Origin of the sequence: Dechloromonas agitata is5 (assembly GCF_000519045.1) — a bacterium.
Lineage (GTDB): Bacteria > Pseudomonadota > Gammaproteobacteria > Burkholderiales > Rhodocyclaceae > Azonexus > Azonexus agitatus.
Genome location: NZ_KI912532.1, coordinates 3,446,369 through 3,469,932, shown reverse-complemented (window position 1 = coordinate 3,469,932; position 23,564 = coordinate 3,446,369). Strand labels below are relative to the sequence as shown.

25 protein-coding genes are annotated in these 23,564 nt (G+C 61.0%); 9 read left to right on the top strand and 16 right to left on the bottom strand.

Annotated elements, in window-relative coordinates; all coding sequences use genetic code 11:
- Positions 1 to 96: 96 nt before the first annotated feature.
- Positions 97 to 999, top strand: a complete 903-nt coding sequence (locus K420_RS0116930) for a LysR family transcriptional regulator (RefSeq protein WP_027459093.1) — start codon at positions 97 to 99, stop codon at positions 997 to 999.
- The gene (locus tag K420_RS0116925) at positions 999 to 1,352 is read left to right on the top strand and encodes a YbaN family protein (RefSeq protein WP_035854970.1); all 354 of its coding nucleotides are present in this window, start codon (positions 999 to 1,001) and stop codon (positions 1,350 to 1,352) included. Before K420_RS0116930 ends, K420_RS0116925 begins: the two co-directional genes overlap by 1 nt.
- Positions 1,353 to 1,620: 268 nt before the next feature.
- Here K420_RS0116925 and aceA read toward each other — a convergent pair whose 3' ends face one another.
- Positions 1,621 to 2,931 (bottom strand): isocitrate lyase, encoded by a 1,311-nt coding sequence (gene aceA, locus K420_RS0116920; protein WP_027459091.1) that lies wholly within the window; start codon positions 2,929 to 2,931, stop codon positions 1,621 to 1,623.
- A gap of 323 nt (positions 2,932 to 3,254) precedes the next feature.
- Between aceA and K420_RS0116915 the strand changes: the two genes are divergently transcribed.
- Entirely contained in the window at positions 3,255 to 5,051 is a 1,797-nt protein-coding gene (locus K420_RS0116915) for a methyl-accepting chemotaxis protein (RefSeq protein WP_027459090.1), read from the top strand.
- A gap of 68 nt (positions 5,052 to 5,119) precedes the next feature.
- Here the strand turns inward: K420_RS0116915 and rraA are convergent, their stop codons facing one another.
- The 3 genes from rraA to clpS all read right to left on the bottom strand — a co-directional run bounded on the left by rraA (position 5,120) and on the right by clpS (position 8,243).
- Positions 5,120 to 5,611 carry a ribonuclease E activity regulator RraA gene (rraA, locus tag K420_RS0116910; RefSeq protein ID WP_027459089.1) on the bottom strand — a complete coding sequence of 164 codons (492 nt, stop codon included), beginning with the start codon at positions 5,609 to 5,611 and terminating at the stop codon, positions 5,120 to 5,122.
- Between the two features lie 65 nt (positions 5,612 to 5,676).
- Entirely contained in the window at positions 5,677 to 7,935 is a 2,259-nt protein-coding gene (gene clpA, locus K420_RS0116905) for an ATP-dependent Clp protease ATP-binding subunit ClpA (RefSeq protein WP_027459088.1), read from the bottom strand.
- On the bottom strand, positions 7,935 to 8,243 hold the full coding sequence (gene clpS, locus K420_RS0116900; protein WP_027459087.1) for an ATP-dependent Clp protease adapter ClpS: 309 nt from the start codon (positions 8,241 to 8,243) through the stop codon (positions 7,935 to 7,937). Before clpS ends, clpA begins: the two co-directional genes overlap by 1 nt.
- Before the next feature lie 274 nt (positions 8,244 to 8,517).
- Between clpS and K420_RS0116895 the strand changes: the two genes are divergently transcribed.
- The gene (locus K420_RS0116895; RefSeq protein WP_027459086.1) at positions 8,518 to 8,721 is read left to right on the top strand and encodes a cold-shock protein; all 204 of its coding nucleotides are present in this window, start codon (positions 8,518 to 8,520) and stop codon (positions 8,719 to 8,721) included.
- A 70-nt stretch (positions 8,722 to 8,791) separates the two neighbouring features.
- On the opposite strand, the gene soxZ is transcribed toward K420_RS0116895, so the two are convergent.
- From soxZ to moaC, 3 genes are read right to left on the bottom strand one after another with little or no spacing between them, the layout of a single operon-like run.
- Positions 8,792 to 9,103, bottom strand: a complete 312-nt coding sequence (gene soxZ / locus K420_RS0116890) for a thiosulfate oxidation carrier complex protein SoxZ (RefSeq protein WP_027459085.1) — start codon at positions 9,101 to 9,103, stop codon at positions 8,792 to 8,794.
- Positions 9,104 to 9,105: 2 nt separating this feature from the next.
- Complete coding sequence (gene soxY, locus K420_RS0116885; RefSeq protein ID WP_027459084.1) at positions 9,106 to 9,579, bottom strand: thiosulfate oxidation carrier protein SoxY; 474 nt, start codon at positions 9,577 to 9,579, stop codon at positions 9,106 to 9,108.
- Positions 9,580 to 9,596: 17 nt separating this feature from the next.
- Complete coding sequence (gene moaC, locus K420_RS0116880) at positions 9,597 to 10,079, bottom strand: cyclic pyranopterin monophosphate synthase MoaC (RefSeq protein WP_027459083.1); 483 nt, start codon at positions 10,077 to 10,079, stop codon at positions 9,597 to 9,599.
- Positions 10,080 to 10,143: 64 nt separating this feature from the next.
- Here moaC and K420_RS0116875 point away from each other — a divergent pair, with 64 nt between their 5' ends.
- From K420_RS0116875 to pabB, 3 genes are all read left to right on the top strand, one after another.
- Positions 10,144 to 11,592, top strand: coding sequence for a M48 family metalloprotease (locus K420_RS0116875; protein WP_051453221.1), 1,449 nt, complete (start codon positions 10,144 to 10,146; stop codon positions 11,590 to 11,592).
- 38 nt (positions 11,593 to 11,630) lie between these two features.
- Positions 11,631 to 11,858 carry a sulfurtransferase TusA family protein gene (locus K420_RS0116870; RefSeq protein WP_027459081.1) on the top strand — a complete coding sequence of 76 codons (228 nt, stop codon included), beginning with the start codon at positions 11,631 to 11,633 and terminating at the stop codon, positions 11,856 to 11,858.
- Between the two features lie 74 nt (positions 11,859 to 11,932).
- A complete protein-coding gene (gene pabB / locus K420_RS0116865; RefSeq protein ID WP_051453220.1) occupies positions 11,933 to 13,600 on the top strand; it encodes an aminodeoxychorismate synthase component I in 1,668 nt (555 codons plus the stop codon).
- Positions 13,601 to 13,636: 36 nt separating this feature from the next.
- Here pabB and K420_RS0116860 read toward each other — a convergent pair whose 3' ends face one another.
- The 5 genes from K420_RS0116860 to K420_RS0116840 all read right to left on the bottom strand — a co-directional run bounded on the left by K420_RS0116860 (position 13,637) and on the right by K420_RS0116840 (position 19,446).
- Complete coding sequence (locus K420_RS0116860; RefSeq protein ID WP_027459079.1) at positions 13,637 to 14,119, bottom strand: hypothetical protein; 483 nt, start codon at positions 14,117 to 14,119, stop codon at positions 13,637 to 13,639.
- Between the two features lie 14 nt (positions 14,120 to 14,133).
- Positions 14,134 to 16,971 (bottom strand): valine--tRNA ligase, encoded by a 2,838-nt coding sequence (locus K420_RS0116855; RefSeq protein ID WP_027459078.1) that lies wholly within the window; start codon positions 16,969 to 16,971, stop codon positions 14,134 to 14,136.
- A gap of 64 nt (positions 16,972 to 17,035) precedes the next feature.
- On the bottom strand, positions 17,036 to 17,521 hold the full coding sequence (locus tag K420_RS0116850; protein ID WP_027459077.1) for a hypothetical protein: 486 nt from the start codon (positions 17,519 to 17,521) through the stop codon (positions 17,036 to 17,038).
- A 9-nt stretch (positions 17,522 to 17,530) separates the two neighbouring features.
- Positions 17,531 to 17,944 carry a DNA polymerase III subunit chi gene (locus tag K420_RS0116845; protein WP_232422848.1) on the bottom strand — a complete coding sequence of 138 codons (414 nt, stop codon included), beginning with the start codon at positions 17,942 to 17,944 and terminating at the stop codon, positions 17,531 to 17,533.
- A gap of 5 nt (positions 17,945 to 17,949) precedes the next feature.
- On the bottom strand, positions 17,950 to 19,446 hold the full coding sequence (locus tag K420_RS0116840; protein WP_027459075.1) for a leucyl aminopeptidase: 1,497 nt from the start codon (positions 19,444 to 19,446) through the stop codon (positions 17,950 to 17,952).
- A gap of 71 nt (positions 19,447 to 19,517) precedes the next feature.
- Here K420_RS0116840 and lptF point away from each other — a divergent pair, with 71 nt between their 5' ends.
- Both lptF and lptG read left to right on the top strand, forming a co-directional pair.
- Positions 19,518 to 20,600 carry an LPS export ABC transporter permease LptF gene (gene lptF, locus K420_RS0116835; RefSeq protein ID WP_027459074.1) on the top strand — a complete coding sequence of 361 codons (1,083 nt, stop codon included), beginning with the start codon at positions 19,518 to 19,520 and terminating at the stop codon, positions 20,598 to 20,600.
- The gene (gene lptG, locus K420_RS0116830; protein ID WP_027459073.1) at positions 20,597 to 21,685 is read left to right on the top strand and encodes an LPS export ABC transporter permease LptG; all 1,089 of its coding nucleotides are present in this window, start codon (positions 20,597 to 20,599) and stop codon (positions 21,683 to 21,685) included. The genes lptF and lptG overlap by 4 nt, the downstream gene beginning before the upstream one ends.
- On the opposite strand, the gene K420_RS0116825 is transcribed toward lptG, so the two are convergent.
- From K420_RS0116825 to K420_RS0116810, 4 genes are read right to left on the bottom strand one after another with little or no spacing between them, the layout of a single operon-like run.
- Positions 21,686 to 22,099, bottom strand: coding sequence for an RDD family protein (locus K420_RS0116825; protein WP_035854963.1), 414 nt, complete (start codon positions 22,097 to 22,099; stop codon positions 21,686 to 21,688).
- A complete protein-coding gene (locus K420_RS19405) occupies positions 22,092 to 22,613 on the bottom strand; it encodes a DUF3106 domain-containing protein (protein ID WP_084019718.1) in 522 nt (173 codons plus the stop codon). The genes K420_RS0116825 and K420_RS19405 overlap by 8 nt, the downstream gene beginning before the upstream one ends.
- Positions 22,583 to 22,966 carry a DUF3619 family protein gene (locus K420_RS0116815; RefSeq protein WP_027459071.1) on the bottom strand — a complete coding sequence of 128 codons (384 nt, stop codon included), beginning with the start codon at positions 22,964 to 22,966 and terminating at the stop codon, positions 22,583 to 22,585. The genes K420_RS19405 and K420_RS0116815 overlap by 31 nt, the downstream gene beginning before the upstream one ends.
- Positions 22,963 to 23,526, bottom strand: a complete 564-nt coding sequence (locus tag K420_RS0116810; protein WP_027459070.1) for an RNA polymerase sigma factor — start codon at positions 23,524 to 23,526, stop codon at positions 22,963 to 22,965. Before K420_RS0116810 ends, K420_RS0116815 begins: the two co-directional genes overlap by 4 nt.
- Positions 23,527 to 23,564: the final 38 nt, after the last annotated feature.

Below are 23,564 nucleotides of genomic sequence, written 5' to 3'. Positions count from 1 at the left end.
GATGGTTTGGAATACGGCGATGGGATGGATTCTAGAAGTCTTCTATAAGACTTGAAAGGCGTCTAGAATCACTTCATCTTTTACTTTGGGTATCAAATGGATCGCCTCAAGCAGATCGAAGCCTTTGCCAGCGTCGCAACTCGGGGAAGTTTGTCGGCCGCCGCCCGGGTTGAAGGCGTCACGCCGGCCATCATCGGGCGGCGCATCGATGCGCTGGAAAGTCGCCTCGGTGTCCGGCTGCTGCTGCGCACGACGCGCAAGCTGACGCTGACCTTCGAGGGGCAGGCCTTTCTCGAAGATTGCCAGAAGCTACTCAATGATCTGGCCAATGCCGAGGCGGCCGTCTCGCTGGGTGGCGTGCAAGCCAGCGGCTACCTCAAGGTGTCGGCCCCGGCTGGTTTCGGTCGACAGCATGTCGCGCCACTGGTCGGCGATTTCATGCAGGCCAACCCCGAGGTGCGGGTCAATCTGAACCTGAGCGACCGCCTGGTCGACCTGATCAACGAAAACATCGATTGCGCCATCCGCATCGGCGAATTGACCGATTCCAGCCTGATCAGCGTGCGTCTCGGCGAAATGCGGCGCATGGTAGTGGCCAGCCCGGCCTATCTGGTCGCGCATGGCGTGCCGCGCACGCCGGATGATCTGGCCCGGCACAACTGCCTGTCGCTCGGCCAGCAACGCGGCTGGGTGTTTCGCCACCCGGAAAGCGGCGAGGTCGACACCATCAAGGTCGGCGGTACTTTCGAGTGCAACGACGGCGCCGTGTTGCACGAGTGGGCGCTGGCCGGGCGTGGTCTGGCCTGGCGCTCGCTGTGGGAAGTCGGCCGCGATCTCAAGGAAGGTCGTCTGACCTCGGTGCTCGACGCCTGGCAGGCCCCGCCCATGGGCATTTACGCTGTCTTTCCGCAGCGCCGCCACCTGCCGTTGCGGGTGCGCTTGTTCATCGACCTGCTCAAGGACAATTACAGTCGCCCCAGCTACTGGGAGCTACGCTGATGAAAACGCCCGTCTACCGTGCGCTTGGCGCCGTATCAGTCGTCCTCGGTGTGGTCGGTGCCTTCCTGCCGCTTTTGCCGACAACCCCCTTCCTGATCCTTGCTGCCTGGTTCTTCGCCCGTTCGCATCCGGAATGGGAAGAAAAATTGTTAGCCCACCCCAGCGCGGGTCCGGCCATTCGTGCCTGGCGCGACCATGGCGCCATCCCGCGCGTCGCCAAGCAGGCCGCCGCGGTGCTGCTGGCAATCAGTGCCGTGGGCGGCTGGTTCGCACTGCCGGATGTCTGGCGCTACGTACCGGCCGGTATCGGGGTTTGCGTCGTGCTCTGGATGTGGTCGCGTCCCTCAGTTTGAATGGCGGCCGGGTCGGATCGAATGCGGAAGCGCGCGACGGTGCGCCGCATCCGGCCGGATATTTTTTGCGTACCGCTGCAGCGGCGTTTTGCGCGCTGAAGTGATGCTCTTGCGGGACTAGCGCAGGCCTGCCCACAAGGTACGGATTACAGCGCCCCAAATGAGCAGCGAAATCCGAATACATGACTTTCGAAAGTAAAAAGCCCACCCCTTTTGAGGGCGGGCCTTTGAGAAAGCCACGTGATGACGTGGCGATCCTGATCTGTGCTTAGTGGAACTGCTCTTCTTCGGTCGAGCCGGTGAGGGCCTTGACGGAGGAGGAACCACCCTGGATGACGGTGGTGACTTCGTCGAAGTAACCGGTACCGACTTCCTGCTGGTGCGAAACGAAGGTGTAACCCTTTTCGCGAGCGGCGAATTCCGGTTCCTGAACCATGTCGACGTAGTGCTTCATGCCTTCGCCGCGGGCGTAAGCGTGGGCGAACTGGAAGGTGTTGTACCAGTTGACGTGGATACCGGCCAGGGTGATGAACTGGTACTTGTAGCCCAGTGCCGACAGTTCTTCCTGGAAGGAAGCGATCTGGGAATCAGACAGGTTCTTCTTCCAGTTGAAGGACGGCGAGCAGTTGTAGGACAGCAGCTTGCCCGGGCAGGCGGCCTGGATGGCTTGGGCGAATTCACGGGCGAAGCCGATATCCGGCACGCCGGTTTCGCACCAGACGAGGTCGGCGTACGGGGCGTAGGCAACGCCGCGGGAGATGGACTGCTCCAGACCGTTCTTGACGCGGTAGAAGCCTTCCTGGGTACGCTCGCCGGTCAGGAACGGCTTGTCGTTCTCGTCGTAGTCGGAGGTGATCAGGTTGGCGGCTTCAGCATCGGTACGGGCCAGGATCAGGGTCGGAACGCCCATGACGTCAGCGGCGAAACGAGCGGAGATCAGCTTTTCGATGGCTTCACGGGTCGGAACCAGAACCTTGCCACCCATGTGGCCGCACTTCTTGGCAGCAGCCAGCTGGTCTTCGAAGTGAACACCGGCAGCACCAGCGGCGATCATGTTCTTCATCAGTTCGAAAGCGTTCAGAACGCCACCGAAACCGGCTTCAGCGTCAGCAACGATCGGCAGGAAGTAGTCGATGAAGCCTTCGTCGCCCGGGTTGATGCCACGCGACCACTGGATTTCGTCAGCGCGCTTGAAGGTGTTGTTGATGCGGCGAACCATGGTCGGCACGGAGTCGTAGGCATACAGCGACTGGTCCGGGTACATGGTCTCGGAGGTGTTGCCGTCAGCAGCAACTTGCCAGCCGGACAGATACACGGCTTCCAGGCCAGCCTTGGCCTGCTGCATGGCCTGACCAGCGGTGATCGCGCCAAAAGCATTCACATAACCCTTCTTGGCACCGCCGTTAACCTTTTCCCAGAGGATCTTGGCGCCACGCTGGGCCAGGGTGTATTCCGGCTGGAGGGAGCCGCGCAGACGGACGACGTCAGCAGCGGAGTAACCGCGCTTGACGAGCTTCCAGCGGGGGTTTTCAGCCCAGTCTTTTTCGAGGGCGGCGATTTGCTGTTCGCGAGTGCTCATGTGAATTCCTCAGTTGAATTGGTTTGGGGGGACGGCCTTGCACCGAATCAGGCTGCTGCAAGGTCGATGGCGAAGTATAGGATTTTTTTTGCGCAGCAGCAATAGTCTTATATAAGACATAAGACAATATTTTCTTAAATTAAAACAGAGTGTTGTTTGCAATTTTTCATGATGCGAAATCTGGTTTGCCAAAGTGAAATGCAATGCAGCATCTGATTGGTCGGGATGGGTATTCATACCGCATGGCGCATCATTTTCTTGGCTTGACGTGACTGGTGAACGGGTGTTGAATCGACCAAATTTTGAATTTCGACGGTGTTGTCATGGAATTTTTGCGACAGTTGTACGATTGGAACGAGCGGACCTTCTGGAACTCGTTAACCAAGAAGCTGATGAGCTTCCTTTTGCTCTTCTTTATTGATGTCGGCTACCTGGCGATCTATTTCCACCAGAAGGGGCTGATCGGCGAGGAACTGCGTCGCTCCGGTGCCAGCGCCGAGAGCCTGCAACGGATTTCGGCCAGCCTGGACAGCGGCCTGACGCTGATGATCGGCCTGACCGTCGTGGCCCTGGCCTGGAACATCCTGCAGATTGCGTACATCCGCTTTCTGATCCTGCGCCCGGTCCGCCTGATTTCGACCATCTTCGACGAAATCGGGCGCGGCGAAGGCGATTTCTCGCGCAACCTGCCGACCATTACGCATGATGAGCTGCGCACCCTGGCGGAGTCCTACAACCGCTTTGCCGAAAAGATGCGCGAGATCATCAGCGAGGTGCGCAAGATGAGCGTCAACATCGCCCGCGAAGCGGTCGTGGTCAAGAAGACTGTTGCGCTGACGGCGGATCGGGCCGGCAAACAGGGCGAGATCGCCGGTGCCGTGTTCGGCGCGAGCAGTGAGGCGATCCAGGCCATCCATGAGGTGTCGAACTCGACGGAAATGATTTCCCATTCGACCGACGCCAACCTGGCGACGGCACGGGCTTCGCTCAATGAAATGCACGACATCGTCACCAAGGTGGTGATGGTCAGCGACAAGCTGGGTTCCTTCAACAGCACGGTCGACCATCTGGCGCAGCGCTCCGACAGCATCCGGCAGATTGCCGGCCTGATCAAGGACATTGCCGACCAGACCAACCTGCTGGCGCTCAATGCGGCGATCGAGGCGGCGCGGGCCGGTGAAATGGGTCGCGGTTTCGCGGTGGTGGCCGACGAAGTGCGCAAGCTGGCTGAGCGGGTCAATGTCGCGACGCAGGAGATCAGCGACAACATCGGCAGCATGATCGCCCTGGTGCGCGAGACGCAGACCGAGAATGAGCACATCAATCATGATATCCGCCAGACGCGGGAGGTGGTCGAGCGTTCCTCCGGCGAGTTCCAACGCATGGTCGGCGACTTCGAGCGGACCGGCGACCAGTTGAACCAGATCGCCGCTGCCATGGAGCAGCTGACGGCGACCAACGGCCAGGTGCATGAGGCGGTGACGCAGGTGCATGACCTGTCGAACGAGGTCGCCGGCAGCATGCGTTCGTCGGAGCAATCGACACAAACCTTGAGCCAGGCGACCGAAAGCGTCCAGGAACTGGTTTCGCGGTTCAAGATCGGTCGCGGGGCATTTGACTACAACGTCGATCAGGCACGTCGTTTCCGGGATGCGATCCAGGATTGCCTGGCTGGTTTGGCGGCGGGTGGCACCAACATCTGGGATCAGAACTATCGTCCCCTCCCGGGAACCAATCCACAGAAATACGACGTCAGCTACCTGGGCGCCTTCGAGCAGAAGGTGCAGCCCTTGCTGGAGACAGCGCTGGGCAGCCTGAAGGGGGGCGTTTACGCGCTGATCATCGATACCCGCGGTTATGGCGCCATTCACAACCAGAAATATTCCCGGCCGCTGACCGGTAACTACGAAAACGATCTGGTCGGCAACCGGACGCGACGTATCTGGGATGATGTGACGGGCCAGCGTGGAGCGAAGAACACGCTACCGATGCTGGTTCAGACCTATGCGCGCGATACTGGGGAAATCCTGTCTGAAATCAACATGCCGATCATGGTCAGTGGTCGCCACTGGGGCTCCATCCGGGTCGGCTGCGAAAGCGCGGCCCTGCTGGAAGGCTAGGTCTTGCGTCTGCCCCGCCTGGTGCGGGGTTGCGATACGAAAATCCGGGAGCTTCCCGGATTTTTCATTTAGACCAGCGGCTTGCTGGCAACGAGAACACCGTCTTCATCGGCATACAGCCACTCGCCGGGGGTGAAGGTCACGCCGCCGAAGGTGACGGCCACGTTCTTGTCGCCGATACCTTTCTTCAGCGTTTTTTGCGGATGCGTGTTGAGCGCCCGGACGCCGATGTCGATGCCGTTGATGTCGCCCGAGTCACGGATGCAGCCATAGACCACGACGCCTTCCCAGCCGTTCTTGTTGGCCAGGATGGCCAGCTGGTCGCCGACCAGCGCGCAGCGCAGCGAGCCACCGCCGTCGATGACCAGCACCTTGCCCTTGCCGTTTTCGCCGAAGACTTCGCGGACCAGCGAGTTGTCCTCGAACAGCTTGAGGGTGACGATCTGGCCGGAAAAGCTGGTGCGGCCGCCATAGCGCTGGAACATCGGGGCGACGACGCGGACGGTCTTGCCCAGTTCGGCCTCGAAGGCATCGCACAGGTCGGGGGTTTTGAAGCTCATGTCGGAATCCTCGAAATAAAAAAGCCGTGCAATGTTGCACGGCTTTCCGGGGTTCTGGCAATCCGTCAGACGGTCGCTTCGGCCTTCTCTTCCTCGAAATCGAGCCGAATCTTGCCTTCCTTGTCGAGATCCACCGTCACCTTGCCGCCATTGGCCAGCTTGCCGAACAGCAGTTCGTCGGCCAGCGCGGAGCGGATGGTGTCCTGGATCAGGCGGGCCATCGGCCGGGCGCCCATCAGCGGATCAAAACCCTTCTCGGCGAGCATTTCCTTCACGGCATCGCTGAAATGCGCCTCGACCTTCTTCTCGTGCAACTGTTCCTCCAGTTGCATCAGGAACTTGTCGACCACGCGCAGGATGATCTCGTGGTCGAGCGGCGCGAAGGAAATCGTCGCATCCAGGCGGTTGCGGAATTCCGGCGTGAACAGGCGCTTGATTTCGGCCATCTCGTCGCCGGTTTGCTTGCTGCTGGTGAAGCCCATGCTGGACTTCTGCAGGTCGGCAGCACCGGCGTTGGTGGTCATGATGATCACCACGTTGCGGAAATCCGCCTTGCGCCCGTTGTTGTCGGTCAGCGTGCCGTGGTCCATGACCTGCAACAGGATATTGAAGATGTCCGGGTGCGCTTTCTCGATTTCATCGAGCAGCAGCACGCAGTACGGCTTCTTGGTGATCGCCTCGGTCAGCAGGCCGCCCTGGTCGAAACCGACGTAGCCCGGCGGAGCGCCGATCAGCCGCGACACGGCATGGCGTTCCATGTATTCCGACATGTCGAAACGCTGTAGCTCGACACCCAGGCAATAAGCCAGTTGCTTGGCCACTTCCGTCTTGCCGACGCCGGTTGGGCCGGAGAACAGGAAGGAGCCGATCGGCTTGCCGGGATTGCCGAGGCCGGAACGGGCCATCTTGATCGCCTTGGCCAGCGCGTCAATCGCCTTGTCCTGGCCGAAGACGGTCGCCTTCAGGTCGCGGTCGAGATTCTTCAGCGCGCCGCGATCATCCAGCGAGACATGCTGCGAGGGGATACGGGCGATCTTGGCGACGATTTCCTCGATATCCGTCTTGCTGATGGTCTTTTTCTGCTTCGATTTGGGCAGGATGCGCTGGGCGGCACCGGCTTCGTCGATCACGTCGATCGCCTTGTCCGGCAGGTGGCGGTCGGTGATGTAGCGGGCCGACAGTTCGACAGCCGACGAGATCGCCGTCGCCGAGTACTTGATGCCATGATGCGCCTCGAAGCGGGCTTTCAGGCCCTTGAGGATTTCGACGGTCTCGGCCACCGAGGGTTCGTTCACATCGATCTTCTGGAAGCGACGCGACAACGCGCTGTCCTTCTCGAAGATACCGCGGAATTCGGTATAGGTCGTTGCCCCGATGCACTTCAGTTGCCCGGAAGACAGTGCCGGCTTCAACAGGTTGGACGCATCCAGCGTGCCGCCGGAAGCCGAGCCGGCCCCGATCAGCGTATGGATTTCGTCGATGAACAGGATGGCGTTCGGATTGTCCTGCAGCGCCTTCAGCACGGCCTTCAGGCGCTGCTCGAAATCGCCGCGGTACTTGGTGCCGGCGAGCAGGGAGCCCATGTCCAGTGCGTATACGTTGGCCTTGCTCAGGATTTCCGGCACCTCACCCTCGACTACCTTGCGCGCCAAGCCTTCGGCGATGGCTGTCTTGCCGACGCCGGCCTCGCCGACCAGCAAGGGGTTGTTCTTGCGCCGCCGGCACAGGGTCTGGATGACACGCTCCAACTCCTTGTCGCGGCCGATCAGCGGGTCGATCTTGCCCTGGATAGCGAGGGCGTTCAGGTTGATGGTGTATTGCTCCAGCGGTCCGGCTTCAGCCTTTTCACCCTCCGTCTCGACCTCGCCTTCCGGCGTGGCCTTCGGTTGCGGCACCTTGCTGATGCCGTGCGAAATGAAATTCACCACGTCGAGCCGGGTGACGCCCTGCTTCTGCAGGAAATACACGGCATGCGAGTCCTTTTCGCCGTAGATGGCGACCAACACGTTGGCACCATTGACTTCCTTCTTGCCGGAAGACTGCACGTGCAGGATGGCGCGCTGGATCACGCGCTGGAAACCGAGCGTCGGTTGCGTATCGATGTCGTCCTCGCCAACCACAGTCGGCGTGTGCTCGTCGATGAAATTGGAGAGATCCTTGCGCAGCGTGTCGGTCTTTGCGCCGCAGGCACGCATGGCTTCGGCGGCTGACGGGTTGTCGATCAGCGCCAGCAGGAGGTGTTCGACGGTGATGAATTCGTGGCGCTTTTGACGCGCCTCGACGAAGGCCATGTGCAGGCTGACTTCGAGTTCCTGGGCAATCATCAGTTTTCCTCCATGATGCAGGCGAGCGGGTGTTGATGCTGGCGGGCGAATGCCAATACTTGTTCTACTTTGGTCGCCGCGATGTCGCGCGGGAAGATGCCGCACACGCCTCGACCTTCGTTGTGAACTTTGAGCATGATTCGCGTCGCTTGTTCAGTATCCAGTGAAAAAAAACGCCGCAGAACGGTGATGACGAAATCCATCGGCGTGTAATCGTCGTTCAGCAACACCACCTTGTACATCTTCGGCGGCCCCAGCCGGTTGCGCTGGGCCTCTAGTTGTCCGCCTTCCTGAAACTTCGTAGCCATGCATTCGATTCTATACAGTCCGATTCAATGTGCAATACATCCTGTTGAGGAACAAACTGCCTGTTTCCGTTGTGTGACAAGCAATCTCCTCGGCCAATTCATGCTGCGCTGCGTCATGGAAACTTGTTGACGACATAATTCAACTCGCGTAGAAAGCCATTGTGTTTGGCTTCAAGCTGTATCGGGATTGCCGCGAGCACCGGGTCGTTGAGCACAAACAGGGAGTCGGGGAGACCCGGAAATTTGTTCGTTTTTTGTATGAAAGTAGCAGAACATGGCACTCGGTACCGTTAAGTGGTTCAATGATTCCAAGGGTTTCGGTTTCATCACGCCGGATGATGGCAGCGAAGATCTCTTTGCACACTTCTCCGCCATCAACATGAATGGCTTCAAGACCCTGAAGGAAGGCGAAAAGGTTTCCTTCGAAGTGGTTCAGGGTCCGAAGGGCAAGCAGGCTTCCAACATCCAGCGCGCCTGAGCCGGAACACAGAATATGTCAAAAAGCCCGCCTGAGTCAGGCGGGCTTTTTTCGTTTTCAATCCGGCGAGTCAAGCGACCGTGATGTCGTCCTGACGCGTCTCTCCGGCGTTGTCGGTCCAGGTGACACTCAGCCTGTCGCCCGCCTTGATGCCGCGCGCCTGAAAGGTGAATAGCGGGTTCCGCGAAATCGACGTATTCAATTGGCCGTCAATGATGGGCTTGCCGTTCAGGCTGACGGTGAAGGTCTGGATAAAGTGGGCGGGCAGGGTTTGCCCCTTGTCATCCTTGCGTTGACCGGTTTCCATCGGGTGTTGCATCAGTACCCGGATATCGGTGACATCGCCCTGGATCTGGGCGCGAATCTTGATGGGGTCAGCCATGATCAACCTCCGCAGCCGCCGAGCGTTACCTTGATTTCACGGAAGGCAACATGGGATTTGCCGTCGCCCGTTTTGGCGACGACCCGGATACGCGTCGTTTCCGACAGTTTGAGCTGCTCCCGGACATAGGGCAGGGCGGGGCCGGAAAACTCGATGGCCGAGCACAGCGGCATCGGGTTCTTGTCGGCAAAGATGGCCAGGCTGCGGGTGTTCGGGATGTTGCACCTCACCTCAACCTCGACCTTGGCGCCATTCTCGGCAATTTCCGGGGCGCTGATCACGATGTCGCGGCTTTCGGCGGCACTCGTGCTGCCATAGGCCTTCAGCGCATCGTTGATCGTGCGGGCAGCGAAAGCCGGTTTCTGCCATTCGGCAGCAAGCACCGTGGTCGGCACAAGCAGGCCGCCACCGAGCCACGGAGTAATTGCTGCGGCCGACAGGCCACCCTTCAGGAGTCGTCTTCTCAATTCAAGCATGATGTGGGGGAGATGCCTTATTCAGCCAGCCAGTGGCCGGATTTGCCGCCGGATTTTTCCAGGAGGCGGATGTTGTCGATGCGCATGCCGCGATCGACGGCCTTGGCCATGTCGTAAATGGTCAGCAGGCCGACCGTCGTCGCAGTCAATGCTTCCATTTCGACTCCGGTACGGCCAAAACATTCTGCCGTTACAGCGCAGTGGATGGCGTTATTGGCCTCATCGATGGTGAATTCGGCCGCAACACGGGTCAGGGCGATCGGATGGCAGAGCGGGATGAGATCGCCGGTGCGTTTCGAAGCCTGGATGGCGGCGATGCGGGCGATACCGAGTACGTCGCCTTTCTTGGCCGAACCGGAGCGGATCAGTTCCAGCGTTGCCGGCTGCATGTAAATACTGCCGGCGGCACGGGCAACACGGGCGGTTTCGGTCTTGGCGCCGACGTCCACCATGTGGGCCTGGCCGGCACTGTCGAAATGGGTAAGGGGGGAAGAAGTCACGGGCGTTACGTTTGGTTACGATCCGCCGGAATGGCGGAAATCAAGGCTGCGCTATCATAGCACCATGCGTTTGCCCCAACGATTCGTTGCCCTGACTCTCGCGCTGGCCTTGGCAGTTCAGCCGGTGGCGGCGGACGAGTTGCCCGAATTGGGTGACGTGGCGAGCAGTGAGTTCTCGCTGAGCACTGAAAAGAAGATCGGCCAGCAGATCATGCACGACATTCGCTGGCGGGAGCCGGCCTACCTCGACGATGCAGACATCGAGGTGTACCTGAACCAGCTCGGCAACCGACTGGCCGCCGTGAGCAGCGACCCAGGCTTCGGTTTTACCTTCTTCGCCATCAACGACCAGAACATCAACGCCTTCGCCATGCCCGGTGGCTACATCGGTGTGCATACCGGCCTGATCCTGTCGTCGCAGACCGAATCCGAGCTGGCCGGTGTGCTGGCCCACGAAATCTCGCACGTCACGCAACGCCATATCGCCCGGCAGATCTACCAATCGAAGCAGATTGGCATAGCGTCCATGGTGGCCATGGCGCTTGCCTTGCTGGCTGCCCGGTCGAACGGCCAGGTGGCGGGCGCGGCCATTGCCACCACGCAAGCCGGGGCGATTTCATCCCAGTTGGCCTTTTCGCGCGATTTCGAGCGCGAGGCGGATCGTCAGGGATTCGACATTCTGCGCAAGGCTGGTTTCGACGTGCGCGGCATGGCAGCCTTCTTCGCCCGTCTGCAGCAGGCTGTTCGTCTGTACGAGAACAACGCGACAGCCTATTTGCGCACCCACCCATTGACCGGCGAGCGGCTGACCGACATGCAGAACCGCGAGCAGGCGATCCCCTATCGCCAAGTGGCCGATAGTCCGGATTTCCAACTGGTGCGGGCCAAGGTGCGGGCGATGCAGGGAACGCCGCGCGAGGCGGTCAAGGATCTCGAGAACCTGCTGCAGGAAAAGAAGTTTGCATCGGAAGGGGCGATCCGCTTTGGCCTGGCCTTCGCCCGCTATCGATCGCGTGATTGGGCGGGGGCGGCGCAGGAACTGGAAACCATGCGGCAACTGAAGGTGTCGGCAGCCATGTTCGAGCACTTGCGGGCCGATGTCCGCCTGGCGCAGGGCGATACGGCGGCTGGCCTGGCGATCTACCGGGATGCGATGGTGCGCTACCCGCTCAACCTCGGCCTGATCTATGGTTACGGTGCAGCGTTGATCACGGCCCGCCGCCACGACGATGCGCTGCGTTTTGCCGAGTCGCAGTTGCGCAATTACCCGGAGGATGTCCGCCTGCACAAGATGCGGGCCGAGAGCTACGCCGGTCTCGGGCAGCGGGCCATGCAGCACCGCGCCCTGGCCGAGGTGTTCATCCTGCAGGGACAGACGGCGGGCGCCATCGAGCAGTTGCAACTGGCGCAACAGGCGGGCGATGCGAATTTCTACGAAATGTCCTCGATCGATGCCCGACTGCGCGAGATGCGGCGTCGGCAGGTCGAGGAAATGAAGGAAAAACGCAATTGAGGTTAGAATCGTAGCTTGAATCTACCAGTTGAATGACCATGGAATTTGATCGCGAACTCGACGTCAAGGGGCTGAATTGCCCGCTTCCCATCCTGCGTACCAAGAAGACCCTCGCCGAAATGGAATCCGGCCAGATTCTGCGCGTCCTGGCCACCGATCCGGGTTCCCTCAAGGATTTTCCTGCCTTTGCCAAGCAAACCGGTAACGAACTGCTCGAGCAGAAGGAAGAGAACCGGGTCTTCGAGTATTTCCTGAAGCGCAAATAAACACCCCGTTCACCGCATTTTTCGAAGACAGGCAGGCGCCGGCAGGCGAACCTGCCGCTTGGCTTTTCTCTGGGTTGATCGATTGCCTCGAGGTGCGCGATGCGGCTTCGTGGTCGTCCACCCTGGCCGACGTGCAAAGGGGCCCGCATTGGGTGGTGGTCGCGCTCGACTACGAACTGGGTTATCTGCTCGAACCGAAATCCGCCCCGCCTGGCTGGCAGCCGGGGCAGCAGGTACTGGCCCGCTTCTGGCGGTTTGCCGAGCGGCAGACCTTGACAACGGAGGCTGCCGAAGCCTGGTTGCAACAGGTAGCGGGAAACGCCGTGGCCGGTATCGGTGGCCTGCATCCGGGGATTGACCAGCCGGCCTATGCGGCAGCCATCGAGCGCATCAAGACGCTGATCCATGCCGGCGATTGCTATCAGGTCAACTACACTTTCCCGTTGCGCTTCTGTTGGTTCGGTTTGCCCGTCGCCCTGTATTCCCGTCTACGCCAGCGCCAGCCGGTTCGTTACGGCGGCTTCATCGGGGATGATGAATCAGGATTGGTTTCGCTCTCACCGGAACTGTTCCTGGAGCGCACGGCCGATCGCCTGCTGACCCGGCCGATGAAGGGTACGGCACCGCGTACCGTGCCGCCCGAATCCCTGCTCGCCTCGGCCAAGGACCGGGCGGAAAACCTGATGATCGTCGACCTGTTGCGCAACGACCTAGGCCGGGTGGCGAACAAAGGGGGGGTGACGGTCGACCGTTTGTTCGACATCGAGGCCTATCCGACAGTCTGGCAGATGGTTTCGGAAATATCGGCCCGCATACCGGCTCAGACATCCTTTGGCGACATCGTCCAGGCGCTGTTTCCCTGCGGCTCGATCACCGGGGCTCCAAAAATCCGCGCCATGCAGATCGCTGCCGACTTGGAAGCCTCCCGGCGCGGCCCCTACACCGGGGCGCTGGGCTGGTTGGCCCCGAACGGTGATTTTCGTCTGAATGTCGCGATCCGGACGCTCGAACTGTTGCCGGGTGGCGCGGGTCGCCTGGGGGTTGGCAGTGGCATCGTCGCCGACTCGCAGATTACGTCGGAGTGGGCGGAGTGTCATTTGAAAGCCCGTTTCCTGCGGGACGACGATCCGGGCATTCAATTGATCGAAACCCTGCGCCGGGTCGATGGCGATTACTCACGTCTGGCGCCGCACCTGGCGCGGCTGCGCCAGTCAGCTGAGTGGCTGGGCTTCGCCTTCAATGAGCAACGGATACTGGCTGCGCTTGCTGAACCCTCTGCCCGTGGCCTCTGGCGGGTTCGCCTGATGCTCGCCAAGGATGGTCGTTGTTCGGTGGCGGCCTTTCCGCTGGTCGACGAGCCGGCCGAGGGGCGCTTAGCCTTGCTGGCAGAAAAACGCATCGACTCACGCTACCCCTTGCGGCGCCACAAGACGACGGATCGGGCGATTTACGACGAGGCGCTCGGCATCATTGCCGGTCAGCCGGCGGTGTTTGACCAGGTTTTCCTGAATGAGCGGGGCGAGGTGGCCGAAGGGGCGCGCAGCAATGTTTTCGTTGAACGGGGTGGCGTCCTGCTGACGCCGCCCGTCGCGAGCGGCGCCTTGCCCGGCGTGCTGCGGGCCGAGTTGCTGGCCGACGGGAAGGCCCGGGAGGCCGTGCTGTGGCCGGCGGACCTCGCGGGAGGTTTCTGGCTGGGGAATGCCCTGCGCGGGCTGGTTCGGGTCAGCCTGCGCCCCGCCTGAAGGCCGGGTGGCCTTCGGCGGCGCCGGTGGGCCGACTCAGCCGCGCAACTTGCGCAGGCTGAGGCCGATGGTCAGGAAGAGCGCAGCACCGATGCCGTAGGTAAAGGCGCGGGAGACATCCACGTCCTGGTAGGCGACGAGCACCGGCGTGTCGTTCTCGATGCGGTAGCGCACAACTGTCTGGAAATGCCACGACGAAGCCTTCACTTCGTAGAGGCCATCTTCCTTCTTCCACTTCAGCCAGTTGTTCTCTTCCTCGACTTCACCGGCCGGTTCGGTCGGCTCCAGAGAGGCGATCCGGCCCTTTGCCTTGGCGTCAGCGAGCTCACCATAGGCCAGACCGCAAGCTTCCTTCTTCTCGCCACAGGCTGCAATCAGCCGAAAGGTGGGTTTCCAGTCCGGGTTGGCCTTCTCCCACGGCCAGGAATAGATGAAGGCGACGGTACTGGCACCGACGGCGAGGGAGAAGATCATCAGGTTGGTGAAGATCTGGCTGAAGAAACTGCGTTTGTCTTCCATGGCGCTCTCGTGACTCAGCCTAGCTTGGCGAGTTGGGGTTTGAGTTTGTCCAGCGTTGCCGTGAACTCGGCAACCCGCTGTTTTTCCTGTTCGACGACAGCGGCCGGGGCGCGGGCGACGAAGCCTTCGTTCGAGAGCTTGCCCTGGGCGATGGAAATCTGCTTCTCCAGCTTTTCGATTTCCTTCTTCAGGCGCTCCTTCTCGGCAGCAACGTCGATCTCGACCTTCAGCATCAGGCGCGTCTCGCCGACCACGGCGACCGGTGCCATGGCGTCGGCCGGCATGTCGTCCACGATTTGTACCTCGGAGAGCTTACCCAGAGCTTGCAGGATGGGGGCGAATTCGCAAATTTCCTCACCGCCGCCGGCGACCAGCAGCGGCGTGCGCTGGGCCGGGGAGATACCCATCTCGCCGCGCAGGTTGCGGCAGGCGTAGGCGAGGGCCTTGAGGCGCTCGACCTTGGCTTCGGCGGCTTCGTCGATACGCGACAGGTCGGCAGACGGGTAGGCGGCGAGCATGATCGAATCGTGCGTCTGGCGGCCAGCGATGGGGGCGACCGTCTGCCACAATTCTTCGGTGATGAACGGAATGAGCGGGTGCGCCAGGCGCAGGATGGTTTCCAGCGTACGGACCAGCGTGCGGCGGGCGCCACGCTGCTGGGCCTCGTCACCGGTCTGGATCTCGACCTTGGCGATTTCCAGGTACCAGTCGCAGAATTCGTCCCAGATGAATTTATAGATCGTTTGGGCGATCAGGTCGAAGCGGTAGTCGATGAAGTGTTGCTCGACTTCCTTTTCCACCTTTTGCAGCAGGCTGACGATCCAGCGGTCGGCAAAGCTGAACTTCAGGCGCGGTTCGCCGCCCGGCGTGACACAGACCCCGCCGCGGCCCTGCTGGTGATCGAGCGCCAGGTCGTGGCCTTCGACGTTCATCAGCACGAAGCGCGTAGCGTTCCACAGCTTGTTGCAGAAATTGCGGTAGCCGTCGCAGCGGTTCAGGTCGAACTTGATGTCGCGCCCCGGCGAGGCGAGCGAGGCGAAGGTGAAGCGCAGCGCATCGGTGCCGAAGGCCGGAATGCCTTCCGGGAATTCCTTCTTGGTCTTCTTGGCAATGCTCTCGGCCTGTTTCGGGTTCATCAGGCCAAAGGTGCGCTTTTCGACCAGGGCATCGATGCCGATACCGTCGATCAGGTCGATCGGATCAAGTACGTTGCCCTTGGACTTGGACATTTTCTGGCCCTCGCCATCGCGGATCAGGCCGTGCACATAGACGTGCTTGAACGGGATCTTGCCGGTGATGTGCTTGGTCATCATGACCATGCGCGCCACCCAGAAGAAGATGATGTCGAAGCCGGTGACCAGCACGGTCGACGGCAGGTATTGTTGCAGCACCTGGTTGGCGGCATCGGTCGCTTCGTTACCGGTCCAGTCCAGTGTCGAGAACGGCCACAAAGCGGATGAATACCAGGTGTCGAGCACGTCTTCGTCGCGCGTCAGCTGGCCGGCGTAACCGGCCTTGTCGGCCTGCTTGCGGGCTTCTTCCTCGTTCTGGGCGACAAACACCTCGCCATTGACGCCGTACCAGGCCGGAATCTGGTGGCCCCACCACAGCTGGCGGGAGATGCACCAGTCCTGAATGTTGTTCAGCCACTGGTTGTAGGTGTTGACCCAGTTTTCGGGATAGAACTTGATCTCGCCGGAATGCACGACGTCGAGCGCCTTCTCGGTGATCGACTTGCCGTCGGCGCCCGGCTTGGACATGGCGACGAACCACTGGTCGGTCAGCATCGGCTCGATGACGACGCCGGTGCGGTCGCCACGCGGCACCTTGAGCTTGTGCTTGTCGGTCTTTTCCAGAATGCCGAGGGCTTCCAGGTCGGCGACGACGGCCTTGCGGGCGTCGAAGCGGTCAAGGCCGCGGTATTTGTCCGGGGCGGCGTCGTTGATCTTGGCGTCGAGCGTCAGGATCGAAATCATCGGCAAACTGTGGCGCTGGCCAACGGCGTAGTCGTTGAAGTCATGGGCCGGTGTGACCTTGACGCAACCGGTACCGAATTCGAGATCGACGTAGCTATCGGCGATGATCGGGATTTCACGGTCGGTCAGCGGCAACTTCACCATCTTGCCGATCATGTGCTTATAGCGCTCGTCTTCCGGATGGACCATGACGGCCGTGTCGCCGAGCATGGTTTCCGGACGGGTGGTGGCGACCACCAAGCTACCCGAGCCGTCGGCCAGCGGGTAGCGGATGTGCCACATGAAGCCGTCTTCTTCCTCCTGAACCACTTCGAGGTCGGACACCGCGGTGTGCAGCTTCGGGTCCCAGTTGACCAGGCGCTTGCCGCGGTAGATCAGGCCCTCGTTGTAGAGGCGGACGAAAGTCTCGGTGACGACCTTGTTGAGGCCGGCGTCCATCGTGAAGCGCTCGCGCTTCCAGTCCGGGCTGGTGCCCATGCGGCGCATCTGGCGGGTGATCGTGCCGCCCGAGTATTCTTTCCACTCCCAGACTTTTTCCAGGAACTTCTCGCGGCCGAGGTCATGGCGCGAAACGCCCTGAGCATCCAGCTGGCGCTCGACGACGATCTGGGTGGCGATGCCGGCGTGGTCGGTGCCTGGCTGCCACAGGGTGTTGTGGCCCTTCATCCGGTAGTAGCGGGTGAGGGCGTCCATGATCGTCTGGTTGAAGCCATGCCCCATGTGCAGCGTGCCGGTGACGTTGGGCGGCGGCAGCAGGATGCAGAAATTGTCAGCCTTGCTGCGGTCGACGCCAGCAGCAAAATAATTCTTGGATTCCCACTCGGGGTACCAGTGGCGTTCGATATCGGCGGGCTCAAAGGCTTTGGCGAGTTCCATGGACTTCTCGGAAAAGGGGAAACCCGCGATTATACCGGAGCGCTGCTCCGGCTTTGCCGCTGCGTCAGTCGTCGCTGGTAGAGGCGGCGATCATTTCCTGCTCAGCCAGGAAGTCGCGCAGGGTCGATTCGATGAGGCGGGGAAGTTCGGCGACCAGGCGCTGCTCGACGCGGCGGGCCAGTTCGCTGGCCAATTGTTCACGCAGGTCGGCATTGATCAGGCGGGGTGGCGGCTCGGGTGTCTCGCGGGCAGTCAGGGCCTCGGTCGAACCGGAGGGGACCGCGAGGCCAGGCATCATTTCCGGCATGTCCATAACGGGATCGATCTCAATGTCGGTCAGCGGCGCTGCCTCGATTGCCGTCTGGAATGCCCGTGGGTCGGCGGCGGAACTGGCCTCAGGGCCTGTTTCCGGGGTTAATTCATCGAGCAGTACCGGGATGTCGTCATCGTCAAGGGCGTCGATCAGCACAGGTACATCGTCGAGTTCCGTCTCGGGCTGGCGTTTGCGGTGCATCAGAGCGTCGGCACGGGCGAGGATGGGGCTGGGCACGGGAGGTCCTTAGCGATTGCTGAGGTCGAAATAGCGAACGTCGTAGCCACGATCCTTGTAGAACTTGACACGATCCCGTGCGGCACTACGGTCGTCCTCGTCCTGGCCAACCACCTCGATCAGGCTTTCGAAACGCGAGAAGCCCGGTGGGATTTCACGGCTCAGGTTCATCAGGCGCTCGTCCTGGGCGATGGTGTCGAGCTGATCGGTGATCAGGATGGGGGTTTCCGCTGCCAGCGGCGAATCGGCCCGGCAGTGCGGTACGAAGCTGAGCGCCGAGTGGGTCCATAGCAGGCGGTCGAGGTTGCTGGCGACTTCCGGCTCGCGTGCATACACCAGCATCGGCTTCCGCTTGGCGTAGGCGCCGCTCAACAGGGCACAGGCGGCAGCGATCCGGTCGCTGGCGCCGTGGTAGAAGAACACCTGGGTCAATTGAGCTTGCCCGCGCGCTGCAGCAGATAGTGGGTAAGCAACGGCACCGGCCGGCCGGTCGCACCCTTGTCGGTACCTGATTTCCAAGCCGTTCCGGCAATATCGAGGTGCGCCCAGTCAAATTTCTTGGTGAAGCGCGACAGGAAACAGGCGGCCGAAATGGCGCCGCCCCAGCGCCCACCGATATTGGCCATGTCGGCGAACGGACTCTTCAACAGTTCCTGGTAGTCATCCCACAGTGGCATGTGCCAGGCCCGGTCGTTGGCTTCCTCGCCGGCCTCTTGCAGTTCACGCGCCAGACTGTCCTTGTTGGCGAACAGGCCGGTGGCGACATTGCCCAAGGCGACGACGCAGGCGCCGGTCAGGGTGGCGACGTCGATCAGGGTGTCGGGCTCGAAGCGTTCGGCGTAGGTCAGCGCATCGCACAGGATCAAGCGGCCTTCGGCATCGGTGTTGAGAATTTCGATGGTCTGTCCGGACATCGAGGTGACGATGTCCCCTGGCCGGGTGGCATTGCCGCCCGGCATGTTCTCGGTGGCCGGTACGACGACGGTCAGGTTTATTGGCAGGGCCATGCGGGCGACTGCCTGCATGGTGCCGAGTACGCTGGCGGCGCCGCACATGTCATATTTCATCTCGTCCATTTCGGCGCCCGGTTTCAGCGAAATGCCGCCGGTGTCGAAGGTGACGCCCTTGCCGACCAGGACGATAGGTTTCTCGCTGGCCCTTGAGCCCTTGTAACTGAGGGCGATCAGCTTGGGCGGCTGGTGCGAGCCGCGCGCCACGGCCAGCAGTGAGTGCATGCCCAGCTTTTCCATATCCTCGCGTTCGAGGATCTCGCAGTCGAGCTTGAATTCGCTGGCCATGGCACGGGCCTGCTCGGCGAGGTGAGTCGGGTGGCAGACATTGGGCGGCAGGTTGCCGAGCGTCTTGGTCAGCGACACCCCTTCTGCAATGGCAAGCCCCTGCTGCAGCCCTTCCTCGGCGGGAGCCAGTTCGTTGCGGCGCTCAACGCTGATCGTCAGCTTGCGCAGCGGGCGGCGGATTTCTTCCTTCTTGCTCTTGAACTGGTCGAATTTGTAGGTGGCATCGAGCGCGGCGATCACCGTCTGGCGCACGCGCCAGGTGATGCTGTGTTTCCGGACCGGTAATTCGGTGAGGAAAAGGCTGGCGTCGAAGGCGCCGGTTTCATTGAGGACCTTGACTGCGGTGCGGATGGTGCTGGCGAATTCCTTCTCGCGGAATTCCTTTTCCTTGCCCAGCCCGACGAGCAGAATGCGGTCGCAGTGTGTGGACGGCACGTTGTGCAGCAACAGCGTCGTGCCGGCCTTGCCTTCCATGTCGCCGCGGCGAACGATGTCGGAGATGTAACCACCGGAGATGTTGTCGAGCAGTTCCGCTGGCAAGGTCAATTTCCTCGACTCGAAAACACCGACGACGACGCAGGCGCTACGCTGTTTTTCCGGGCTTCCGCTTTTTATGCTAAATTCCACAAGCTGCTCCTGATCAAGGAAATATCAGTATTCGAGGGATTATCCTCGTATTTTTTCGGTTTCGTCAAAGCATGATATTCGAGCGCGCCGCCCGGCGCGAATTTGCCCAGGCAGCTGCCGGCATCAGCGTTGCACTGCTGGCCATTCTGACCTCGACCCACCTGATTCGCCTGCTCAAGGAAGCAGCCGGCGGGCGCATCGCACCAGAGGCGGTGGCGTCGCTGCTCGGCTTTGCGGCACTCAATTTCATGCCCATCCTGCTGTCCCTGACGCTTTTCGTCTCCATCCTGCTCAGCCTGTCGCGCGTCTATCGGGATTCCGAGATGGTGGTCTGGTTTTCCTCGGGTTTGCCGCTCACCGGCTGGATCGCGCCGGTCCTGCGCTTCGCGCTGCCCATCATCCTGGCCATCGCAGCGGTTTCTGCCTTCCTGGCACCCTGGGCGAATTCCAGTTCGGCCGAATACCGTGAGCGTCTGTCGGCGCGCAGCGAATTGTCGCAGGTGTCGCCTGGCGCTTTCCGCGAGGTCAAGAAAGGGCAGCGCGTGTTTTTCGTCGAGGGGGTTGGTGACGACGGTTCTCACGTCGGCAACGTTTTTGTCGCTTCCTATCAGGAAGGCAAGCTGGGCGTCATCATGTCGGATTCCGGTTTCCAGGAAACCGCCGGTAATGGCGATCGCTTCGTGGTGCTCGAGAACGGTCGACGCTACGAAGTCGAGCCAGGGTCGCCGGCCTTCAAGGTCATGGAGTTCGAGCGCTACCGGGCGCGGGTCGAGGATGGTGAGCCAACCTCGTCCGCTCCTTCCCCCAAGGGGATGCCGATCACCCGGCTGGTTCTCGAGGACAGCAATGCGGCGCGCGGTGAGCTGCTCTGGCGCATCGGCCTGCCGTTGTCGGCGCTGATCCTTTGCCTGCTCGCCATTCCGCTTTCCTACGTCAATCCGCGTGCCGGGCGCTCGGCCAACATGCTGATTGCCATTCTGATCTATGCCATTTACAACAACCTGCTGTCGGTCAGCCAGGCCTGGGTGGTGCAGGGCAAGATGTCCTTCTGGGTCGGTGTCTGGGCGGCCCATGCAGTGATGTTGTTGCCACTGCTTGCCCTCTTTTACAAACGGATCGTCGTGCGCATGCCCTGGCGGCGCTGGGGGCAATGATGTTTCGTCTCAGTCTCTACCAGCGTTACCTGATCCGGGAAACCTTTGCCTCGGTGTTTCTGGTGCTGGCCGCCTTTCTGGCGCTGTTTGCCTTCTTCAATTTCATCGACGAACTGCGCAGCGTCGGCAAGGCGGGTTATACCGTCTTCCATGCGGCGATTTTCGTCGCCCTTGGCATGCCTGGGCTGATTTACGAACTGATTCCGATTGCCACCCTGATCGGTGCGCTCTATGCCTTGTCGACCCTGGCTCGACACTCCGAAATCACCGTGCTGCGCGCTTCCGGCCTGGCTACTGGCGACTTGCTGAAGACCCTGTTCCGGGCGGCCTTTCTACTTGCCCTGCTGACCTTCGTCATCGGCGAAGCGGTGGTTCCCGTCAGCGAACGGCTGGGGCGGGAAATTCGCGCCAAGGCGCTGAGTACGGTGATTGCCCAGAGTGGGTTCGACAGCGGCCTGTGGGTCAAGGATGGTCGCAGTTTCGTCAACATCCGCACGGCGACACCCGATGCGCCGTTGCAGGGCGTGCGTATCTACAAGTTCAGCAACGAGAATCGCCTGGAGTCGGTGACCGACGCCCGGCAGGCAGAATTCGAGATGCCTGACCTGTGGCATTTGCAGGATGTCGTGCGCACCGTTCTGGATGGCGATCAGGCGCGCGTGGAAAGCAGTGCCTCGGGCGAGTGGCGTTCAAACGTGACGCCCACGTTGCTGGCTGCGTTGATGGTTTCCCCGGAGCGCATGTCGCTGCTCGGTTTGTGGAACTACACCAAGCATCTGAGCGACAACAAACAGAAGACCGAGCGCTATCAGATTGCTTTGTGGAAGAAGGTGGTTTACCCCCTCGCTGCCCTGGTCATGGTGGCCCTGGCCTTGCCATTCGGTTATTCCCACAATCGGGTGGGCGGAGTCAGTCTGAAGATTTTTGCCGGCGTCATGCTCGGCATCCTTTTCTATGCGCTGAACGGGCTGTCCTCCAACCTCGGGGCGATTAATTCGTGGTCCCCGCTGCTCAGCGCGGTAGCGCCGTCCGCCCTTTTCCTTGTGGTGGCGACGGGCATGCTGTGGTGGGTGGAGCGCCGCTGATCAGTTCTGGGTGGTGATCCTGGTTCCGGCAATCCGGTCGTGCAGGAATTGCCTGTCCTTGTCGATCAGTGCCCAGATCAGGCCGATGCCGAACAACAGGAAACTCGGCCAGGCCGCGCAATAGCGCAGGATGGCCTGCAGCGGGCGCACCGGCCGGTCGTTGGCATCGACGACACGCAGTTTCCAGGTTTTCATCGGCAGGGTTTGGCCGCCATTGAGCCAGCACCATACGAAATAGGCGAGAAGCAGCACGAATACGTGCAGCCACAGCCCTTTGGCACCGACCTGCCAACCGAAGCCGGAAAGCACGATCTGGGGCAGCAGGAAGCCGATTAGCAGGATCGAAAATACGACCAAGCTTTCGTAGAGCAAACAGGCCAGGCGCCGCTTCAGGCTGGGGTGCGAATCAGTCATTTGCCGGGTTGATGGGGGTTGTGGTCTGGCCCGTCGATTCAGGCGAGGGTGGAATGGCTGGCGAGCTCAGCAGTTTGGAGGATTTTCCGGTCTCGCGCAGGCGCTGTTTTTCTTCAGGAGGCAGGTTGGAGTAGGCCTCCCATTTCTGTCTGACGACCTGCTTTTGCTCGGGGGGGAGTTGCTTGAAATCCTTGTAAATGTCCCGCACTTTGGCGCGCTCGGCGGGCGACAGGGTGGCCCATTCGCGCATGCGGTCCTGCATGCGGTGCTGCTCGTCACGCTTCATGGTGGGGTAACGATCGGCAATGGCCAGCCATTTCCGCTTGCGAATATTCTCAAGGCTGTCCCAGTCCCGGGAGAGCGGAGCAAGAATTTCCCTTTGTTGAGCGGTCAGTTGACCCCAGCCCGGTTGCGGTGGCGTGCCAATGACTGCAGTCGCTGGCGGTTCGCCGGCGATGGCGAGATTCAAGGTCGTGGCGAGGATCAATCCTCCGACGAGTCGTCCAATAGCCATTCGAAGAATTCGTTGTCCAGGAAAGCGTCGGGCGGCAGGTCGTCGGTCAGCAGCGCGCTGTCCACTTCCTCCAGGTCGGCGACGTACTGGGCGCTATGCCAGTAAAAGGAAATCCACATGCCAAGCAGGAGCGCCAGGATGGCGAGGATCTGCTTGAGGTAGGCGGTAGGGTTGCCACTCCGGGAGAAGGTGTTGGCCGGACCGGCCAGAAGCAATTGCGGTGCCGCCAGTTTCTGGCGGCTCAGGGCCAGGTGGCGGGCGGCCTCCAGGCGCCGGGAGGCGGCCGGGGGGATATCCTTCAATCCGTGGTTCAGCGCTTGCCGAACGCGAAATGCGTAACGTTCTTCGTTCATAGCTTGATGCCTTTTGCCGACAGGGCTGTCGCCAGCGTGTGAGTGGCGCGCGAACAATGAGTTTTGACGCTGCCTTCCGAACACCCCATCGCGGCTGCGGTTTCGGCTACGTCCATGTCTTCCCAGTAACGCATGAGGAAGGCTTCCCGTTGACGGGCCGGTAGTTTTTTTATTTCGTCTTCGATCAGGTTCAGCGTTTGCGCCTGCAGCAACTTGCTTTCCGGTGTGCGCGGACCGGCGTCGTCGGCGTCGGCCGCCAGCGTTTCGAGTGGATCGTTCTCCTCATCGTCATCCGGCGAAAAGGCGGAGAGCAGGGTCGTCCACATCGAACGCACCTTGCTGCGCCGGTAGAAATCGCGGATGGTGTTTTGCAGGATGCGCTGGAAGAGCATCGGGAACTCGTCGTCCGGACGGTCGCCGTATTTTTCGGCCAGTTTGAGCATCGCATCCTGGACGATATCGAGGGCGGCTTCCTCGTCGTGCACCGCAAACATGGCCTGCTTGAAGGCCCGGCGTTCGATCGATTCCAGAAAGCAGGAAAGTTGTTGGGGTGAAGCCAGGTTCGTTTCTTCCAGAAAGCCTTGAGCGATAGGGGAGT

Coding starts and splice junctions, on each gene's coding strand:
- K420_RS19405 (WP_084019718.1), bottom strand. CDS start 22,613: ATGGCTATTGGACGACTCGTCGGAGGATTGATCCTCGCCACGACCTTG.
- clpS (WP_027459087.1), bottom strand. CDS start 8,243: ATGGCTACGAAGTTTCAGGAAGGCGGACAACTAGAGGCCCAGCGCAAC.
- lptG (WP_027459073.1), top strand. CDS start 20,597: ATGATGTTTCGTCTCAGTCTCTACCAGCGTTACCTGATCCGGGAAACC.
- K420_RS0116825 (WP_035854963.1), bottom strand. CDS start 22,099: ATGACTGATTCGCACCCCAGCCTGAAGCGGCGCCTGGCCTGTTTGCTC.
- clpA (WP_027459088.1), bottom strand. CDS start 7,935: ATGATTGCCCAGGAACTCGAAGTCAGCCTGCACATGGCCTTCGTCGAG.
- K420_RS0116855 (WP_027459078.1), bottom strand. CDS start 16,971: ATGGAACTCGCCAAAGCCTTTGAGCCCGCCGATATCGAACGCCACTGG.
- K420_RS0116870 (WP_027459081.1), top strand. CDS start 11,631: ATGGAATTTGATCGCGAACTCGACGTCAAGGGGCTGAATTGCCCGCTT.
- K420_RS0116895 (WP_027459086.1), top strand. CDS start 8,518: ATGGCACTCGGTACCGTTAAGTGGTTCAATGATTCCAAGGGTTTCGGT.
- lptF (WP_027459074.1), top strand. CDS start 19,518: ATGATATTCGAGCGCGCCGCCCGGCGCGAATTTGCCCAGGCAGCTGCC.
- K420_RS0116925 (WP_035854970.1), top strand. CDS start 999: ATGAAAACGCCCGTCTACCGTGCGCTTGGCGCCGTATCAGTCGTCCTC.
- K420_RS0116930 (WP_027459093.1), top strand. CDS start 97: ATGGATCGCCTCAAGCAGATCGAAGCCTTTGCCAGCGTCGCAACTCGG.
- K420_RS0116915 (WP_027459090.1), top strand. CDS start 3,255: ATGGAATTTTTGCGACAGTTGTACGATTGGAACGAGCGGACCTTCTGG.
- aceA (WP_027459091.1), bottom strand. CDS start 2,931: ATGAGCACTCGCGAACAGCAAATCGCCGCCCTCGAAAAAGACTGGGCT.
- K420_RS0116875 (WP_051453221.1), top strand. CDS start 10,144: ATGCGTTTGCCCCAACGATTCGTTGCCCTGACTCTCGCGCTGGCCTTG.
- K420_RS0116860 (WP_027459079.1), bottom strand. CDS start 14,119: ATGGAAGACAAACGCAGTTTCTTCAGCCAGATCTTCACCAACCTGATG.
- K420_RS0116815 (WP_027459071.1), bottom strand. CDS start 22,966: ATGAACGAAGAACGTTACGCATTTCGCGTTCGGCAAGCGCTGAACCAC.
- soxY (WP_027459084.1), bottom strand. CDS start 9,579: ATGCTTGAATTGAGAAGACGACTCCTGAAGGGTGGCCTGTCGGCCGCA.
- soxZ (WP_027459085.1), bottom strand. CDS start 9,103: ATGGCTGACCCCATCAAGATTCGCGCCCAGATCCAGGGCGATGTCACC.
- rraA (WP_027459089.1), bottom strand. CDS start 5,611: ATGAGCTTCAAAACCCCCGACCTGTGCGATGCCTTCGAGGCCGAACTG.